Annotated in this window: 15 protein-coding genes; 1 reads left to right on the top strand and 14 read right to left on the bottom strand. The window is 51.2% G+C overall.

Features of this window, described 5'->3' with window-relative positions; translation table 11 throughout:
• Positions 1-37: 37 nt before the first annotated feature.
• From MKY59_RS29135 to MKY59_RS29195, 13 genes are all read right to left on the bottom strand, one after another.
• Positions 38-259 (bottom strand): hypothetical protein, encoded by a 222-nt coding sequence (locus MKY59_RS29135; RefSeq protein ID WP_236413175.1) that lies wholly within the window; start codon positions 257-259, stop codon positions 38-40.
• Positions 252-1451 (bottom strand): Ger(x)C family spore germination protein, encoded by a 1200-nt coding sequence (locus MKY59_RS29140; protein WP_236413178.1) that lies wholly within the window; start codon positions 1449-1451, stop codon positions 252-254. Before MKY59_RS29140 ends, MKY59_RS29135 begins: the two co-directional genes overlap by 8 nt.
• 4 nt (positions 1452-1455) lie before the next feature.
• Positions 1456-3042 carry a spore germination protein gene (locus MKY59_RS29145; RefSeq protein ID WP_339275060.1) on the bottom strand — a complete coding sequence of 529 codons (1587 nt, stop codon included), beginning with the start codon at positions 3040-3042 and terminating at the stop codon, positions 1456-1458.
• Positions 3043-3258: 216 nt separating this feature from the next.
• Positions 3259-4251, bottom strand: coding sequence for a siderophore ABC transporter substrate-binding protein (locus MKY59_RS29150; protein WP_339275061.1), 993 nt, complete (start codon positions 4249-4251; stop codon positions 3259-3261).
• A gap of 30 nt (positions 4252-4281) precedes the next feature.
• Positions 4282-5040, bottom strand: coding sequence for an ABC transporter ATP-binding protein (locus MKY59_RS29155; RefSeq protein ID WP_236413183.1), 759 nt, complete (start codon positions 5038-5040; stop codon positions 4282-4284).
• Positions 5037-6002, bottom strand: a complete 966-nt coding sequence (locus tag MKY59_RS29160) for an iron chelate uptake ABC transporter family permease subunit (RefSeq protein WP_290371415.1) — start codon at positions 6000-6002, stop codon at positions 5037-5039. The genes MKY59_RS29155 and MKY59_RS29160 overlap by 4 nt, the downstream gene beginning before the upstream one ends.
• Positions 5999-6952 (bottom strand): ABC transporter permease, encoded by a 954-nt coding sequence (locus tag MKY59_RS29165; RefSeq protein ID WP_236413185.1) that lies wholly within the window; start codon positions 6950-6952, stop codon positions 5999-6001. Before MKY59_RS29165 ends, MKY59_RS29160 begins: the two co-directional genes overlap by 4 nt.
• A gap of 263 nt (positions 6953-7215) precedes the next feature.
• A complete protein-coding gene (locus MKY59_RS29170; RefSeq protein WP_236413187.1) occupies positions 7216-7620 on the bottom strand; it encodes a DoxX family protein in 405 nt (134 codons plus the stop codon).
• A gap of 45 nt (positions 7621-7665) precedes the next feature.
• Positions 7666-8526, bottom strand: coding sequence for a M56 family metallopeptidase (locus MKY59_RS29175; protein WP_339275062.1), 861 nt, complete (start codon positions 8524-8526; stop codon positions 7666-7668).
• A 1-nt stretch (position 8527) separates the two neighbouring features.
• Positions 8528-8944, bottom strand: a complete 417-nt coding sequence (locus tag MKY59_RS29180; protein ID WP_236413190.1) for a BlaI/MecI/CopY family transcriptional regulator — start codon at positions 8942-8944, stop codon at positions 8528-8530.
• 232 nt (positions 8945-9176) lie between these two features.
• Complete coding sequence (locus MKY59_RS29185) at positions 9177-10640, bottom strand: catalase (protein ID WP_339275064.1); 1464 nt, start codon at positions 10638-10640, stop codon at positions 9177-9179.
• A 237-nt stretch (positions 10641-10877) separates the two neighbouring features.
• Positions 10878-11684, bottom strand: coding sequence for a winged helix-turn-helix domain-containing protein (locus MKY59_RS29190; protein WP_236413192.1), 807 nt, complete (start codon positions 11682-11684; stop codon positions 10878-10880).
• Positions 11660-12055, bottom strand: a complete 396-nt coding sequence (locus MKY59_RS29195; protein WP_236413193.1) for a transcriptional repressor — start codon at positions 12053-12055, stop codon at positions 11660-11662. The genes MKY59_RS29190 and MKY59_RS29195 overlap by 25 nt, the downstream gene beginning before the upstream one ends.
• A 278-nt stretch (positions 12056-12333) precedes the next feature.
• On the opposite strand from MKY59_RS29195, the gene MKY59_RS29200 reads away from it, so the two are divergent.
• A complete protein-coding gene (locus MKY59_RS29200) occupies positions 12334-13452 on the top strand; it encodes a diguanylate cyclase (RefSeq protein WP_236413194.1) in 1119 nt (372 codons plus the stop codon).
• A 96-nt stretch (positions 13453-13548) separates the two neighbouring features.
• On the opposite strand, the gene MKY59_RS29205 is transcribed toward MKY59_RS29200, so the two are convergent.
• On the bottom strand, positions 13549-14487 hold the full coding sequence (locus MKY59_RS29205; protein WP_236413195.1) for an aldo/keto reductase family protein: 939 nt from the start codon (positions 14485-14487) through the stop codon (positions 13549-13551).
• Positions 14488-14631: the final 144 nt, after the last annotated feature.

Here is a 14631-nt window from a genome sequence, read left to right on the forward strand (position 1 = left end):
CCGTCTTCCATATGGATGCCCGTGTCGTATCCGCTTTTTAAGGCAAAGGAAGCCAGTGCTGAATAAGGTGGGCGATCCATACAGATACAAAAAACGTTTTTTTGAGCTGGATGACGTATAACCATATGCCTGTCGTAACAGCGATCAAACCATAGGAAAGCCAGCGGTTTACCGCCGCCGCTTGCCGCAGATGTTTGAAATCCATAAAAAGAACGGCGACGACCATGGCCAAATAGGTAAACAACAGCGGCTTAATCATGGATGATATCCTCCTCGACTACGCCAATCGGCTTGTTGACGATACCGACATTTTCAATGATAATGTGCGGCTCGACCTCAACCGTAATGTCCGGGTAGATATCTCTCCATCGGTCTTTGAGCTTGTCCCATTCTTTCGGATATTTACGATAGATCGCACGGCCCACCCCCAAAATATCGGCCCGATATTTTTTTTGAAGCAGCTGCACGCCTTCTTCAATATCCGCTTTCACTTTTTGATGGATCGCTTTATTTAAACTCATGATCTCGTTTTCCCTAAGATCACCGTAATTGGACTCGTTGTCCACGATGACGCCCTTTGCATACATTTGAATCTTAACGCTGACCTTTCCGTTGACCACATGGGGCCGCAAGGAAGAATTATTCTCGTTTAACTTGATGAAAATATCCCCCTTCCCGCGTGGCGCCTTAACCATGATCTCGGGTTCGTTGGCCTCGCCCATGGCCAAAATAAGCGCGTCTGCCGGAGCTTTGTCTATCATGCCTACCAGTTTATCCTTAATAAATATGGCAATTCCGTCCAGCTTGATGTTTGTTTTTACATTCTTCCAATTTTCAGGGACATTCTCAGTCACGGAAGCGACTGGCAGAAACGGATCGATCCCCTCGGCCAAAATGGAGTCGATAAACGTTTTGAGCGAACGCGGGTGCCGCATGTTCAGCAGACACAGCTCCCGTACCATTTCGGAAGGGAACTTTTCGATAGGGGCATCGGCATCCAGCACTTTATAAGCCGGCCCCCTCGTTACGATCGGCAAGGCCGAGAAACGGTTTAATGGATAACGGGTCAGCAAATCAAGCATGGGGGCAACCCCTTCCTTGGCAAGCTCCTCGCCGATCAGCAATGTACGGCGGTGCGCATAGTACAGCCGTCTGGAAAGTGACTTCTGGCCTTCAAGCGACGTTCCGCGCAGCGTTTTGGCCGTATTGGACAGCATGAACCAGGACTTGTCCCCGCTGGTGCCGCCTCCTCCCCCTTCGCTTCCCGTGGAACCGGCCTGGCCCGGAAGCGCAATCTGCAGGCTTGACCGATAGTTGTTATCCTCCCTGTCAATGGCTATGCCGATGACAAAAGCGATGTCGTTGATTTCCTCGCGATCCCAGCATCCCGAGAGGACAACGGTGAGCAGGAGCAACATCGCCATGGCACGCCGCTTATGCAAATTCAGCATGATCTCACCATCCTTCCTCCGACTCCGGCGACCCGTTGATATTTGGATTCATGCGCCTCTGATCGACATCAACCTTGGAAGGGCGACGAACCATTTTCCACCACGGCACACGCATCACGATATCCTTCGTATCCGATTTATGGTATGGGCTCAATCCGGACAAATACGGAACGCCAAAGGAGGTCATCTGCGTCAGATGCACGGAAATCAGCACAAGCCCGATAACGATGCCATATAGACCCAGCATACCTGCCAGCAGCATGATCGGAAACCGCAGCAAACGCACCGTGATCGCAAAGTTGAACCGGGGAATCGTAAATGACGCGATACCTGTCATCGATACGATAATGACCATGGGCGCAGACACAATGCCGGCCTGAACCGCAGCCTGCCCGATCACGAGCGCGCCCAGGATGCTGACGGCCTGTCCCACCGTTTTGGGCAGCCTGACCCCCGCTTCGCGCAATGCTTCGAAGGATAGTTCCATAATTAGCGCCTCCACCAGTGCAGGAAAAGGAATGGCTTCCCGGGCAGCGGCGATGCTCAGAATGAGCGTGGTCGGCAGCATGTCCTGGTGAAACGTCGTGATCGCGATATACAGCGCCGGAAGGAAAAGCGCAATGGCCACGAAAAGGAATCGGATCCAGCGGATAAGATTCGAAATGAAGAAGCGTTCGTAATAATCCTCGCTGGCCTGAAGCATCTGCCACATCGTGACCGGCGCGATGAGCGCAAACGGCGTTCCGTCCACAAAGATGGCAAATCTCCCCTCCAACAGATTGCCGGCAACCGTGTCCGGACGCTCGGTATAGTGCATTTGCGGGAACGGAGAAAAGGGATGATCCTCGATCAGTTCTTCGATATATCCGCTTTCGAGGATGCCATCGATTTTGATTTTGTTTAACCTTTCCTTCACATCCTTGATCAGCTTGGGATCGGCAATGCCTTCCAAATAGGTCAGCACCACATTGGTTTTCGTTTCGGTGCCCATCGTCATGCTCAGCATTTTCAGCGAGGATGTTTTTAATTTGAAACGAAGCAAGGCCGTGTTCACGCGAAGCGTCTCCGTGAACCCTTCCCTCGGTCCCCTGATGACGGACTCCGTCTGCGGTTCTTCAACGCCGCGGCGAACGCCCCCCTTTACATTGAACAACCAGCCTTCCTTGCTGCCGTCCACAAGCAGCAACACCGATGACTCCAGAAGCCCGTCAGTGGCTTCCGCCCAGGAATCTACCTTTTTGATCTGGGTCAATGCGACTCGCGTGTCGTCCAGAGGCGCTTCCGGCTCATTGGTCCGATCTTCCACCAAGCCTCGAATGAGCGGACGCAGCATATGTTCCTGAATGTCCGAGGAATTGACGATGCCCTCGATGTATACCAGCAATCCTTGCACGTCGGGCGAAATCATGACGTTTCGGAAGACCACGTCCGAGGCATCCGAAAAGATCTCTTTAAGCGCCTCCAGATGGCTCTCATGGGTCGCACCGATGGGCTGCCGGACAAAAGGCGGGGCGGGCAATCCCAATGGAATGTGTTTTTTATTTTGAGAATTGGGGAAAGAAGGTCCTCCCTCCGTTTTGTTTCCAGCCATGTACCGTCCCTCCGTTCTCGAATCTATACACGGTAGCTTGTGCCAGCATAAACGGAATTATGTGTCAATTTTCAAAATGGTGAAATAACAATGCGGTCCATAGGATGTGAACTACAGAAGAACAAATAAAAGGCCACCCGAGTTTGTGTACTCGGATGACCTCTATGTAAAAACGGTGTAAAGGAAACCTTAATGGGTGGGTCTAAGACAATGGACTCATTGCACGTTGGCATCCACTTCCTTGATCATCTCTTGCATAGATTCGAGCCCGCCGCCGGACAGATACCAGTAGTTTGGATCAAGGTATACGATATGACCTTCCTTGAAAGCATTTGTGTTTTTCACCAGATCGTTCTCGATGACCTGCTTGGCCGGAACGGCTTCTCCCTGGCCGGAAACGACCGCGCTGCGATCCACGACAAACAAATAATCCGGATTTTTCTCCATCACGTATTCAAAGGAAACGCTCTGTCCGTGCGTGGACACCTCAATATTTTCATCGGCAGGTTTGAAGCCGAAGACGTCATGAATTACGCCGAACCGGGAACCGGCTCCATATGCGCTCAATTTACCTTCGTTCGTCAGTACGACCAGCGCGTTTTTGCCTGAAGCCTTCACTTTATCGTTCAGCGCTTTAATCGAGGCTTCGATGGAGGAGATGGCTTCTTCAGCCTCTTTTTCCTTGCCGAAAATTTGACCAAGCGTCGTTACGTTCCCTTTCAGGCTGTTCATGTAATCGGCATTGTCCACGGCCATGTAGATGGTAGGGGCAATGTCGCTCAATTCCTCATACGAATCCTGCAAACGCCCCGAAATGATGATCAGGTCCGGTTTCAAGGCATTGACCGCCTCAAAGTCGGCCTCTTTCAGCCCGCCCACGTTGGCGTATTTGCTCTCATCGTTATATTTGGACAGATACGGGGGAACGCCCTCCTGGGGAACGCCCGCAACTTCAACGCCCAATTGGTCGAGGGAATCGAGAACTCCGTAATCGAAGACAACGACCTTTTGCGGATTTTTTTTCACGGTCGTCTCGCCCAGCATATGTTTGACCACGATCTCTCCATCCGTTTCAGCAGGTGTCGAAGCCTGGGTTTCCGTCCCGGACGCATTCCCCTGTCCCGCATTCTCGGCTGATTTCGCTCCACCACATGCCGCCATCACAACAGACAGCGCAAGCAACAACGTGAATAACCATACTTTTTTCATTCGTGAACACCTCTCGCCTTTCATTGTGAATTATGAAAAATAAACGCAAATTTTACGTCCGTCAATCCATTGCACGGGAATGTGCATATCGTAAACCTCTCTCAACACTTCTGTGTCAATGATGTCTTCGGTCCTGCCCTCCTGCACAACTCGCCCATCCTTAAGCGCGACGATATGATCCGAATAACAGGAAGCAAAGTTGATGTCGTGAATGACAATGACGACCGTTTTGCCCAGTTCATCGACCATCCTGCGAAGCACCTTCATAATTTGCACGGAGTGCTTCATGTCCAGATTGTTGAGCGGTTCATCCAGCAGCACGTATTCCGTGTTCTGAGCGATGACCATCGCAATGTAAGCACGCTGCCGCTGGCCGCCGCTCAGTTCATCCAGATACTTTTTCTGAAACGGCCCCAAATCCATATAATTGATCGCTTCCTGAATATGCAGCCTGTCTTCTGGCGTAAGCCTCCCTTGCGAGTACGGAAAGCGTCCAAAAGCAACCAGATCTTCTACGGTCAGCCGGATATTGATATGGTTGGATTGCTTCAGCACCGATATTTTTTTGGAAAGCTCCTTGCTTTTCCAGGTCCCGAGCTCGCGCCCCTCAATAAGCACCTGGCCGGAATCCTTCTCAATCAATCTCGTAATCATGGATAACAGCGTGCTTTTCCCCGCACCATTCGGGCCGATGAACGAAGTGATCTTGCCTTTGGCGATGTTTATGGAGACATCATCCACTACCCGGACTCCGCCGTATTGTTTTGTGACATTTCTGACTTCTATCACGACTTATTCTCCTTTAGCAGCAAATAGATGAAATAGACACCGCCGATAAAATTGATAATGACGCTCACTGTAGTGGCAAAGGTAAATACTCTTTCAACGATCAGCTGCCCGCCGACCAACGCTACGATCGAGATCATCACGGAGCCCCACAGCAGCACGATATGCCTATGGGTTCTGAATACTTGATGGGCCACGTTCGCCACAAGCAGGCCCAGGAACATGATCGGACCGACAAGCGCGGTAGAGATGGATACCAGCACCATGACAACCAGCAGCAGACGTTTGACGATCCGAGCATAGTCCACGCCCAAGTTCACTGCATGATCTTTGCCGAGCGACAAGACGTCGAGGTATTTGTTGAATCGTCTAGCATAAAGTAGAATCAGCACGATCGCCGCCATGGAAATGATCAGCAGATCGGTATTGACGTTATTGAAGCTGGCAAACATTTTGCCCTGCAGCACCAAAAACTCATTGGGATCGATCAAGACTTCCATGAATGTGGACATGCTCTGAAACAACGTGCCGAGAATCAAACCTACCAACAGCAGCAGGTAGATGTTTCGCCCTCTCTCCCTGCGGAACATGAACTGATGCAGCAGCAGGGAGAACAGCACCATCAGTGCAACCGATACGGCAAAGTTGATATTTTGGTTGATGAAGCTGATATGTGCACTGCCAAACACAAATACCGCAAAGGTTTGGAACAGCATATACAGCGAGTCCAGGCCCATAATGCCCGGCGTAAGAATGCGATTGTTCGTGATCGTCTGAAAGATGACCGTGGAGTAGGCAATGCACGCCCCGGTGAGCGCGATCGCCAATATTTTTTTCCCTCTCCGAGGCAAGATGTAATCCCAGTTCCCGCCTGCCTGGATGGTCATAAACACCGCAACCAGAATGACTGCTGCCGCGACCAGCAAAATAAACTTCCACGTGTTAGCCGTAAATTTCATGTTCATGATGCATACGCCTTTCTTCGAAGCAGCAAATACAGGAACAATACGCTGCCGACCACGCCTACCGTCAGACTGATGGACAGCTGATACGGATAAATGACGAGTTGTCCCAGAATGTCGCAGACCAGCACAAAAATGGCGCCAAGCACCGCCGTATGCGGCAAAGTACTGCGGAGATTGTCCCCCTTGTACAGGGTGACGATGTTCGGCACGACCAGCCCCAAAAACGGAATCGTTCCTACCGTGATGATCACGACAGCCGACACCATCGCAACCAGAATGAGTCCGATATTCACAACTCTCCGATAAGCAAGCCCCAGATTGGTGGCGAAATCTTCTCCCATGCCCGCCAGCGTAAACCGGTTGGCAAACAGGTAGACGATCACCAGCAGCGGGATGCTGATATAAATCAACTCATACCGGCCTTTCATGATGGTCGAGAAATCTCCCTGCAGCCAAGAGGAGATATTCTGGATGAGATCATTTTTATAAGCAAAAAACGTCGTGATCGAGCTCATGATATTCCCGAACATCAGGCCCAGAAGCGCAATGTAGACGGTATCCTTGAATTTGACCCGCTCCAGAATACGCATGAAAATGAAGGTGCCCGCCAAGGCAAAAACAAAGGCCACCAACATTTTTTGCAAAGGAGAAGCGCCCGGGAACCACATCAACGTGACGAGAATGCCGAGCCGTGCCGAATCCATCGTTCCCGCCGTCGTAGGCGAGACGAACCGGTTCCGTGTGAGCTGCTGCATAATCAGTCCGATGACGCTCATGCTGACCCCGGCGACAAGGATGCTGATCAGGCGCGGAATCCGACTGACCTGCAGCACTTGCAGCTGTACAGCATTCAGGTCAAATAAATCCCAAGGCGCAATATCTGAATTGCCGATAAATATGTACGCGAAAGACAAAACCAGCAGTATGACCAGCATGTACCTCAACTTCATCTCTCTTACAGACCCCTCGCTTATAGCCGTAAAACGGAAGTACCCCTTCTTGCAGCCAATTTTCATCTGTTTGATTCTTATGATAATGATATTCATTATCGACATTGTCCATTATATTAGTTTTTATTAAATTGATTGTCAACCCACTTCATCGTCCTGAACAGGTTGGAAATTGCGCAAAAAAAAGAAAACAACCTGCCGAAGCAGGTTGTTTTCTGCCATATCCTGTACGTTTCACTCCATATACGCTTCAAACTAAAACATCAACGGTGTCCTGAACCGGACTGCCTTGAGAAAAGCTGGTCCAGCGCAAGAAATCGGCTGCCTGTGAATAACAAGGCAAGCGAACTTGCCAGCAGCGTATATTCCAGCTCCGTTCCGCCCAGAAACGGCGCATCCGCCTTGGCCATGATCAATGCTCCGGCCGTTACGGCAATGAACAGCGCAGCAAATACGCGGGTGCCCAGGCCTAGAATCACGGCTGCTCCGCCTGCGAGTTCAATGATGGCCACAACGGAGGCAAGGTATCCAGGAACGCCAAGACTTTCGAAGAAGCCTACCGTATTGCTGATGCCGCCTTCGAACTTGCTCCAGCCATGCAATGCAAAGACCGCTCCTATGGCAATCCTCAGAAAAAACAATCCGATTTCCACACTTCTACTATTCAAGTTTCATCTTCCTCCTTCCATTCGGGTGGGCTGAACCGGAAATGGTCAGCCAATCGACCACACAAACAGGACAGATAACATAAGAATGGCGGTCGCGGACACCAGTACCGCAAATCGCGGCAGCGTTAGCGCAACCTCCAGTTCGGGATTGAGCAGCCTCGAAATTCGAACGTTCACCGATACATCGGCAAACGACGATTGTACCGACATGTCTCTGACTCGCCATGACTCGGGACAGGCACGTATCAATTTGAGCAGCGCGCTCCCAATGCCGGCAACGTTCCCTGTGCGCCTGATCGCTTCGTTATCCGCCAGTATTTCCCGGACGATGCCGTAATGTTTCGCGACATGCTTCAAAACGGGAAGATAAGGCATCATGCTGGCAAATACGGTCAGCAGCGTCGTTTTAAGCGGGTCGCGATGCCAGAGATGATGAAGCTCATGATAAACGACTGCCTCCTCTTCATCGTTATCCAGCATGTTCAGAAGGCCTGTCGACAAAACGATGCGCGGCCTCCACAGCCCGATAGTGAACGCGAGCGGAGCCTTTTCGGCCACTACGATAAATCCGGTCTGCCCCACATGTTCGTATTTGGTTTGCAGGCTGCGTGACCATCCTTTATCCTCGATCCTCCACAACCTTTTCATCGCTGCCCGTGTCTTCATCAACCGATGAACCAAAAGCCACCCCGTGCCCGCAAATGTTATGATCGCCAATCCGACGAGCACATGGCCCACCCATGTCCAACCCATTCGGCTCATCCAATGATTGCACAGCCAGAGCAGGTTAAACGGCATGTCCCATCCAAACATTTTGTACAGCAGGTACATCGACATCTGAAGGAACACAAGCAGTGGAATGCCGAGCCCAACGGCGAACAGCAGCTTCGAACGCGCCGCCCACATGTCAGTTGTTCTCCTTTTTCCACTCTTTGATCTTCTGTTCCAGCCGTTCGATCAAGCTTGCATCCACATCCTCCAACGCATCCAGCATATGGTTTACGGCCAAGGCCCCGAACTCGTCGACCAGTTCATGCGAAAGCTCCTTCGATTGGTCATTCATGAACTGTTCCTTGCTCTGCACCGGATGGTACAGCGAAGTTCTGCCTTTCTGCGATTTGCTGAGCAATCCCTTGTCCACAAGCCGGTTCATCACCGTCATGACCGTGTTGAAGTTGACGTCCCGATCCTGTTCAAGCGCCGTTTGCACCTCACGGATACTGCTGCCAGGGCGACTCCACAGCACATCCATGATTTTGGCCTCCAGTGGACCAAAGAAACGATTCAATCCACGTTCTCCCACTTTGAAATTGAGTATTTTCATGATCCGACACCCCTCACACTACCCATTGTAGTTTCGTATAGCAGGAAGTCAACCTTTATATCACGAGTTCGTTGTGATTATTTTGAAAAATGTAGTAATTCCTTCCATTCCTCTGGCGCAAAAAATACGGCGCTCAGTTCGTAAGATCAAAAAAAGCAAATGCCGCCTTTTAAAGCGGCATTTGCTTCATTCCATCCCCTTTAGGGATCGTGATCATTACAGGTAGGCTCGATTAATCTTGTTGCCCTGTAGGCATATGTGCGGAAATATCTACGCCAAGCCCATGGGCAAGTCGACCACCCAATTGCGCGTCCGCCCGGAAGAAATGACACAGTGCACGCATCTGGATCTGCACAGGAACTCCCTTAAGGTCATTTACAAGATTGCTCAAGAGATTCTGTTGCTCTTGTGGCGTATACGAACGGAACAGCTCGCCAGCTTGTGTGTAATCATCCGTCTTTTCAATCCGTTCCCGAGTCACGTTCCCTTGCAGCGGCGCCTCGCTATCCCGATACGCCGGATCTTCCTTCGGAGTATCTTCATAGCTGTTCGGCTCGTAGTTTACCGGAGACGGGTTCTGGTTCACGTTCATCAGACCGTCGCGCTGGTAATTGCGAACCGGTGCGTAAGGGCAATTCACCGGAATTTGCATATAATTCGGTCCCAATCTGTGCCGCTGCGTATCCGGATAAGAAAACAGGCGGCCCTGCAGCAATTTGTCTTCGGAAGGTTCGATTCCCGGAACCACCACGCTTGGAGAAAATGCAGCCTGCTCCACTTCGGCAAAGAAATTTTGCGGATTGCGATTCAAGGTCATCGTTCCTACGGGACGGAACGGAATGACATCCTCCGGCCATGTTTTAGTCGGGTCCAACGGGTCAAAGGCGAAATCGTCCATCTGCTCCGGCGTCAACAGCTGCACCATGAGCCTCCACTGAGGGAAGTCGCCATTTTTGATGTGATCGTACAGGTCGCGGGTCGCATGGTTGAAATCCTGCCCCTGCACTTGCGCGGCCTCTTCACGGGAGAACGTGCGAACGCCTTGCAACGACTCCCATTTGTATTTGACATAATGAACCTTGCCCTCTGCGTTGATCCATTTGAAGGCATGCACGCTGAATCCGTCCATTTGCCGGTAGTTGGCCGGCGTGCCGAGATCGGAGAATAACCAGGTAAGCATATGCGTGGATTCGGGCGATAGCGTCATGAAGTCCCAATACCGGGACGGGTCCTGGATGTTCGTATCCGGGGCCGGCTTAAGCGAATGGACCATATCGGGGAACTTTATCGCATCCCGGATGAAGAACACCGGCAAGTGATTGCCCACGATGTCGTAGTTCCCTTCCTTCGTATACAACTTTACGGCAAAACCGCGCGGGTCACGCGCCGTCTCCGGCGAACCCGTGCCATGGATGACCGTGGAGAAACGAACCAGCACCGGTGTCTCGGTACCCGGCTCCTGCAGGAAATCCGCCTTCGTGAATTCCTTCATGCTCTCTTCCAGCCTGAATACGCCATGGGCTCCTGCACCTCTGGCATGCACGACGCGTTCCGGAATCCGCTCCCGGTCAAAGTGAGCAATTTTCTCGATCAGGTGGTAATCCTCCAATAATGTGGGGCCCCTTCTCCCTGCGGTGCGCGAGTTTTGGTTGTCTCCTACCGGTGCGCCTTGGTTGGTGGTCAAACGTTCTGTCATATCATGCTCCTCCTTATTCAGTCATTATCATGTGGGGTATGCCACGCCATGGGTGTATATCAAATTCATATGCAAATGGGTCGCATTTGAATGTACATTTAGACTAGATCTAACTGTTAAATCGATTCTAACATGTACCCTATCGGCTTGCATGAGATTCGCATGAGTTTACGATGAGATTTGGGCGTTCTTCATGAATGAAACATGAGCATGGATATGGGCAAAAAAAAGAGCGGACTAATCCGCCAGGCGGTAGCCCACTCCTCTTACCGTTACGATATATTGCGGGGAAGCCGCGTTATCCCCCAGCTTTTTGCGCAAGCTTTTGATATGCACATCCACCACGTTGCTTCCTCCGGTAAAGTCCGTTTCCCAAATGTCGCTGAGCATTTCCTCGCGAGAGATGACCGCGCCTTTGGCATCGATGAGCTTCACCAGCAAATCGTACTCCGTTTTCGTCAAATGAATGCGGGTGTTATCCCGCTGCACGCTCATCTTCTCTCGATCCAGCCATAAATCCTTGAAGCCGATGCGATGATCCTCCTCCGGCAAAAACGCGCGTTTGGGCAATACCGGACTATTGCCGATCATGCGCTGTACGCGGTAAAGCGCCTCCTGCGGACGGGCCGGCCAGACCAGCAATTCCTCCTGCAGCATTGGCCCGCTGGCGTTGCCGATCATATTTTCCCCAACCAGGTACAAACAAGGCGTAACATGTTCCGCCTCGCGGTTCAAGCGGCTGCTGATGCCGGCAAAAGCATCGATGGTTCCAGCCACGGACAGATCGTAGATCAACAGGTCAAATACAAGACGTTCGTGCAGATCCGGTTCCCACCGGTGAAATACCAGCACATCAAAGCAGCTGTCGGTCAGTGCTTTGACGAGTTCATGCACCTGGCCCGGCATCGGGCTAATCAGAATGACGCGCCGCGTAACGGGGCATGCCTCTACCATAGGCACTTGTTCGGACAAAGCCGGCTTGACCCGCAGCGGCAAACGGCGACCGGACAGCTTTATTTTCACTTGCCCCGTTTGTTCCTGCATTCTTCGCAGACACCTCCAAAGACCACGTGAGCATGGTCGATTGCATACCCGGTTTCGTCGGCCACCTGCTTCAACCATTCGGGTGGAACCACGGTCATGACTTCATCCACTTTGCCGCACATTTCGCACATAATATGTTGGTGGTCATCCATCCGGGCATCGTAGCGGCTTGCCGCTTCTCCCAGCTTCAGCTCGCGAATCAGTTCCTTCTCGGTCAAATACCGCAGCGAGTTATACACCGTGCCGTAAGCAAGGTTATATCCCTGCTCCACCAATCGGTTCATGACGTCCGCCGCAGTCGGATGATCTTCCGAGTGGCGAACCACATCGTAAACAGCCTGTCGTTGTATCGTCAAATTTAACGTTCTCACAGCCATTCTCCTTTACTCTATCCATTCAAACCGCCCAAAGTTCACATAACTTCAAGCGGCCATTATATTGTTTTGAATCATCATAATCAATTTCAATTTAGATTAAGTATAAATCTTTATATACAAAAAAGTCAACAAAGCCTACGTTTTCGGTAATCCCTGCCCTTTTTCAACGTTTTTCACCACCATCCGCCTCTATATCGCGGGATAATATGGTTCGCCACCAGCCCTTTTTTCATATAGAATAAAAGAATGTGCGCTGAGAGGAGGAGAGTTTGTTGATAAGCACTTTTTTCGTAAATGTCTGTGTCATGATCACCTTTATGTACATATCGGGAATCCTTGCTAAATTTTATGGTATTCGCATTTCCGAGCCTTCGATCCGTACCCAGCTCATCGGAGGCCTATTGTTCGGAATCTATGGCACGGTGCTTATGAACTACTCTTTCCCTTTGAACGAAACGACCATCGTTGATCTGCGCCATCTTGCCGTCGTTACCGCTGCCGTATATGTCGGCGGCATGGCTTCAGTTGTGTCCGGGCTTGTCATTGCCTTGCTGCGCATCGTCTTGTTTGGCGTGTCCTCTTCTGCCATCGACTCGGCTTTTGTCTTGACGATCATCGGACTGACGGGCGTATATTTCCATTATGCCTCCTGGGCCAGATTAACCAAAATCATAACCATGAACCTGCTGGGCATGTCGCTCATCTTTATTATCCTGATCATGAACACGTCAAGCATGAATTCGTTGATGAAAGTGTATCCGCTGCAGATGGCCATCTCCTTTATCGGGGGATTGTTCATTTATGTCATCGCGGAATTTATCAATAAATCGAATGAACTGCTGTTCCAATTGGAACGGCGGGCCTCCACGGACCATCTGACCAACCTGGGCAACCGCAGGCAGTTCGAAAAATCGCTGGAACTCCAGCTTCAGCAAGCCAGGCAGCATAACCAATATCTCTCGCTTCTCGCCATCGACATCGACCGTTTCAAAAAAATAAACGACAGCTACGGCCATAGTTCAGGGGACGCCGTATTGAAGCAAATCGGGCAATTGCTCCTGAACCAGGCGAGGCCGACCGACCTCGTTTCACGAAACGGCGGCGAGGAATTCGCCGTATTGTTGATAGACTGCAATGCACATCAGGCCATGGCCATTGCAGAGCGCATCAGGCATGCCGTCGAAAAATACGTATTCGCCCTGCCTGACGGCAGCACCGTTCGCCTCACCGTGTCCATAGGCGTTGCCGTCTTTCCGGATCATTGCGACGAATACGATGACAACGACCTCTTCGAACACGCGGACCGTGCATTGTATGAGGCCAAAAATACCGGCCGGAACAGAGTATGCTCCATTCCGAAGCCGATCGAACTGCAAACCGGCGAGTGCTGACCCGCCCGAAACAAATATGAAGGGATACCCCGAGACTGGCGCTCGGGGTATCCCTTTTTCGATCGTTTAGAGGCCGATCACGCCTTTATGCGCAAATCAGGCCAAAATGCGTTCAATTTCGCCGATGATTTCCGCGTCCAGTTTGATGCCTGAAGCTGCCGCGTTTTCTTTGACCTGTTCAGGACGGCTTGCTCCCACGAGCGCGCTGGACACGTTACTTTGGCGCAAAATCCAGGCCAAGGCCAGCTGCCCCACTTTGATCTCCAGTTTGTTCGCAAGCTCGATGAGCCGATTCACTTTGGCGATCTTGTCGGCATTGATTTTGCCTTCGTCCCAACCCAGCTTCGCAGCCCGGCTGTTCTCCGGAATGTCGGATACGGATGTGTATTTGCCCGTCAGCAAGCCTTGAGCCAACGGCGAATATACTACTTGTCCGATGCCTTTGCGCTCGCCGAGCGGAATGATCTCTTTCTCAATGTAACGATCAAACATGTTGTATACAGGTTGGTTCACAACGATATGATCCAGCAGCAAACGATCTGCCGTGCCCAGCGCGGCCTCCATCTGCGCTGCCGTCCACTGGCTGACGCCCACGTACAGCACTTTGCCATGACGCACGAGATCATCGAGTGCACGCAGCGTTTCTTCGATCGGCGTCTCCTCGTGATAGCGGTGGCAATAATATATATCTACATATTCAGTTCCTAACCGTTTCAGGCTGGCCTCGCACTGCTCCATGATGTGCTTCCGGGACAAGCCCTGGTCATTGGGGCCGTCGCCCATTTTGCCGAACACCTTGGTGGCCAGAACGTATGAATCGCGTGGACGTGCTTTTAGCGTCTGTCCAAGCAGCTCCTCTGCCGCTCCGCGCTCATACACATTCGCTGTATCGAAAAAGTTAATGCCCTCATCGAATGCGGTTTCAATGGAGCGAACCGCGTTCTCGCGTTCCACATACCCGCCATATGTCAGCCAGCTGCCAAGGCTGATCTCGCTTACTTTAAGTCCGCTTTTGCCCAGTCTGCGATATTCCATTGATTCTACATCCTCCTCATGCAATAGGTTATGGATAAAGTTCCCTTTCCATTTTACCGCACATTGCGCAAATAAACAGTCCAAAGTTGTCCATGAACCCAATAGGGTCATGTTCATAGGCGGCATCCATCTTCAAATTCGAAA

The organism is Paenibacillus sp. FSL W8-0426, from assembly GCF_037969725.1.
Taxonomy (GTDB): Bacteria; Bacillota; Bacilli; order Paenibacillales; family Paenibacillaceae; genus Paenibacillus; species Paenibacillus hubeiensis.

Bases quoted from the DNA above. Each gene is read 5' to 3' on its own strand.
- MKY59_RS29135 (WP_236413175.1), bottom strand. From the start codon at position 259: ATGATTAAGCCGCTGTTGTTTACCTATTTGGCCATGGTCGTCGCCGTT.
- MKY59_RS29140 (WP_236413178.1), bottom strand. From the start codon at position 1,451: ATGCTGAATTTGCATAAGCGGCGTGCCATGGCGATGTTGCTCCTGCTC.
- MKY59_RS29145 (WP_339275060.1), bottom strand. From the start codon at position 3,042: ATGGCTGGAAACAAAACGGAGGGAGGACCTTCTTTCCCCAATTCTCAA.
- MKY59_RS29150 (WP_339275061.1), bottom strand. From the start codon at position 4,251: ATGAAAAAAGTATGGTTATTCACGTTGTTGCTTGCGCTGTCTGTTGTG.
- MKY59_RS29160 (WP_290371415.1), bottom strand. From the start codon at position 6,002: ATGAACATGAAATTTACGGCTAACACGTGGAAGTTTATTTTGCTGGTC.
- MKY59_RS29165 (WP_236413185.1), bottom strand. From the start codon at position 6,952: ATGAAGTTGAGGTACATGCTGGTCATACTGCTGGTTTTGTCTTTCGCG.
- MKY59_RS29175 (WP_339275062.1), bottom strand. From the start codon at position 8,526: ATGTGGGCGGCGCGTTCGAAGCTGCTGTTCGCCGTTGGGCTCGGCATT.
- MKY59_RS29180 (WP_236413190.1), bottom strand. From the start codon at position 8,944: ATGAAAATACTCAATTTCAAAGTGGGAGAACGTGGATTGAATCGTTTC.
- MKY59_RS29185 (WP_339275064.1), bottom strand. From the start codon at position 10,640: ATGACAGAACGTTTGACCACCAACCAAGGCGCACCGGTAGGAGACAAC.
- MKY59_RS29190 (WP_236413192.1), bottom strand. From the start codon at position 11,684: ATGCAGGAACAAACGGGGCAAGTGAAAATAAAGCTGTCCGGTCGCCGT.
- MKY59_RS29205 (WP_236413195.1), bottom strand. From the start codon at position 14,487: ATGGAATATCGCAGACTGGGCAAAAGCGGACTTAAAGTAAGCGAGATC.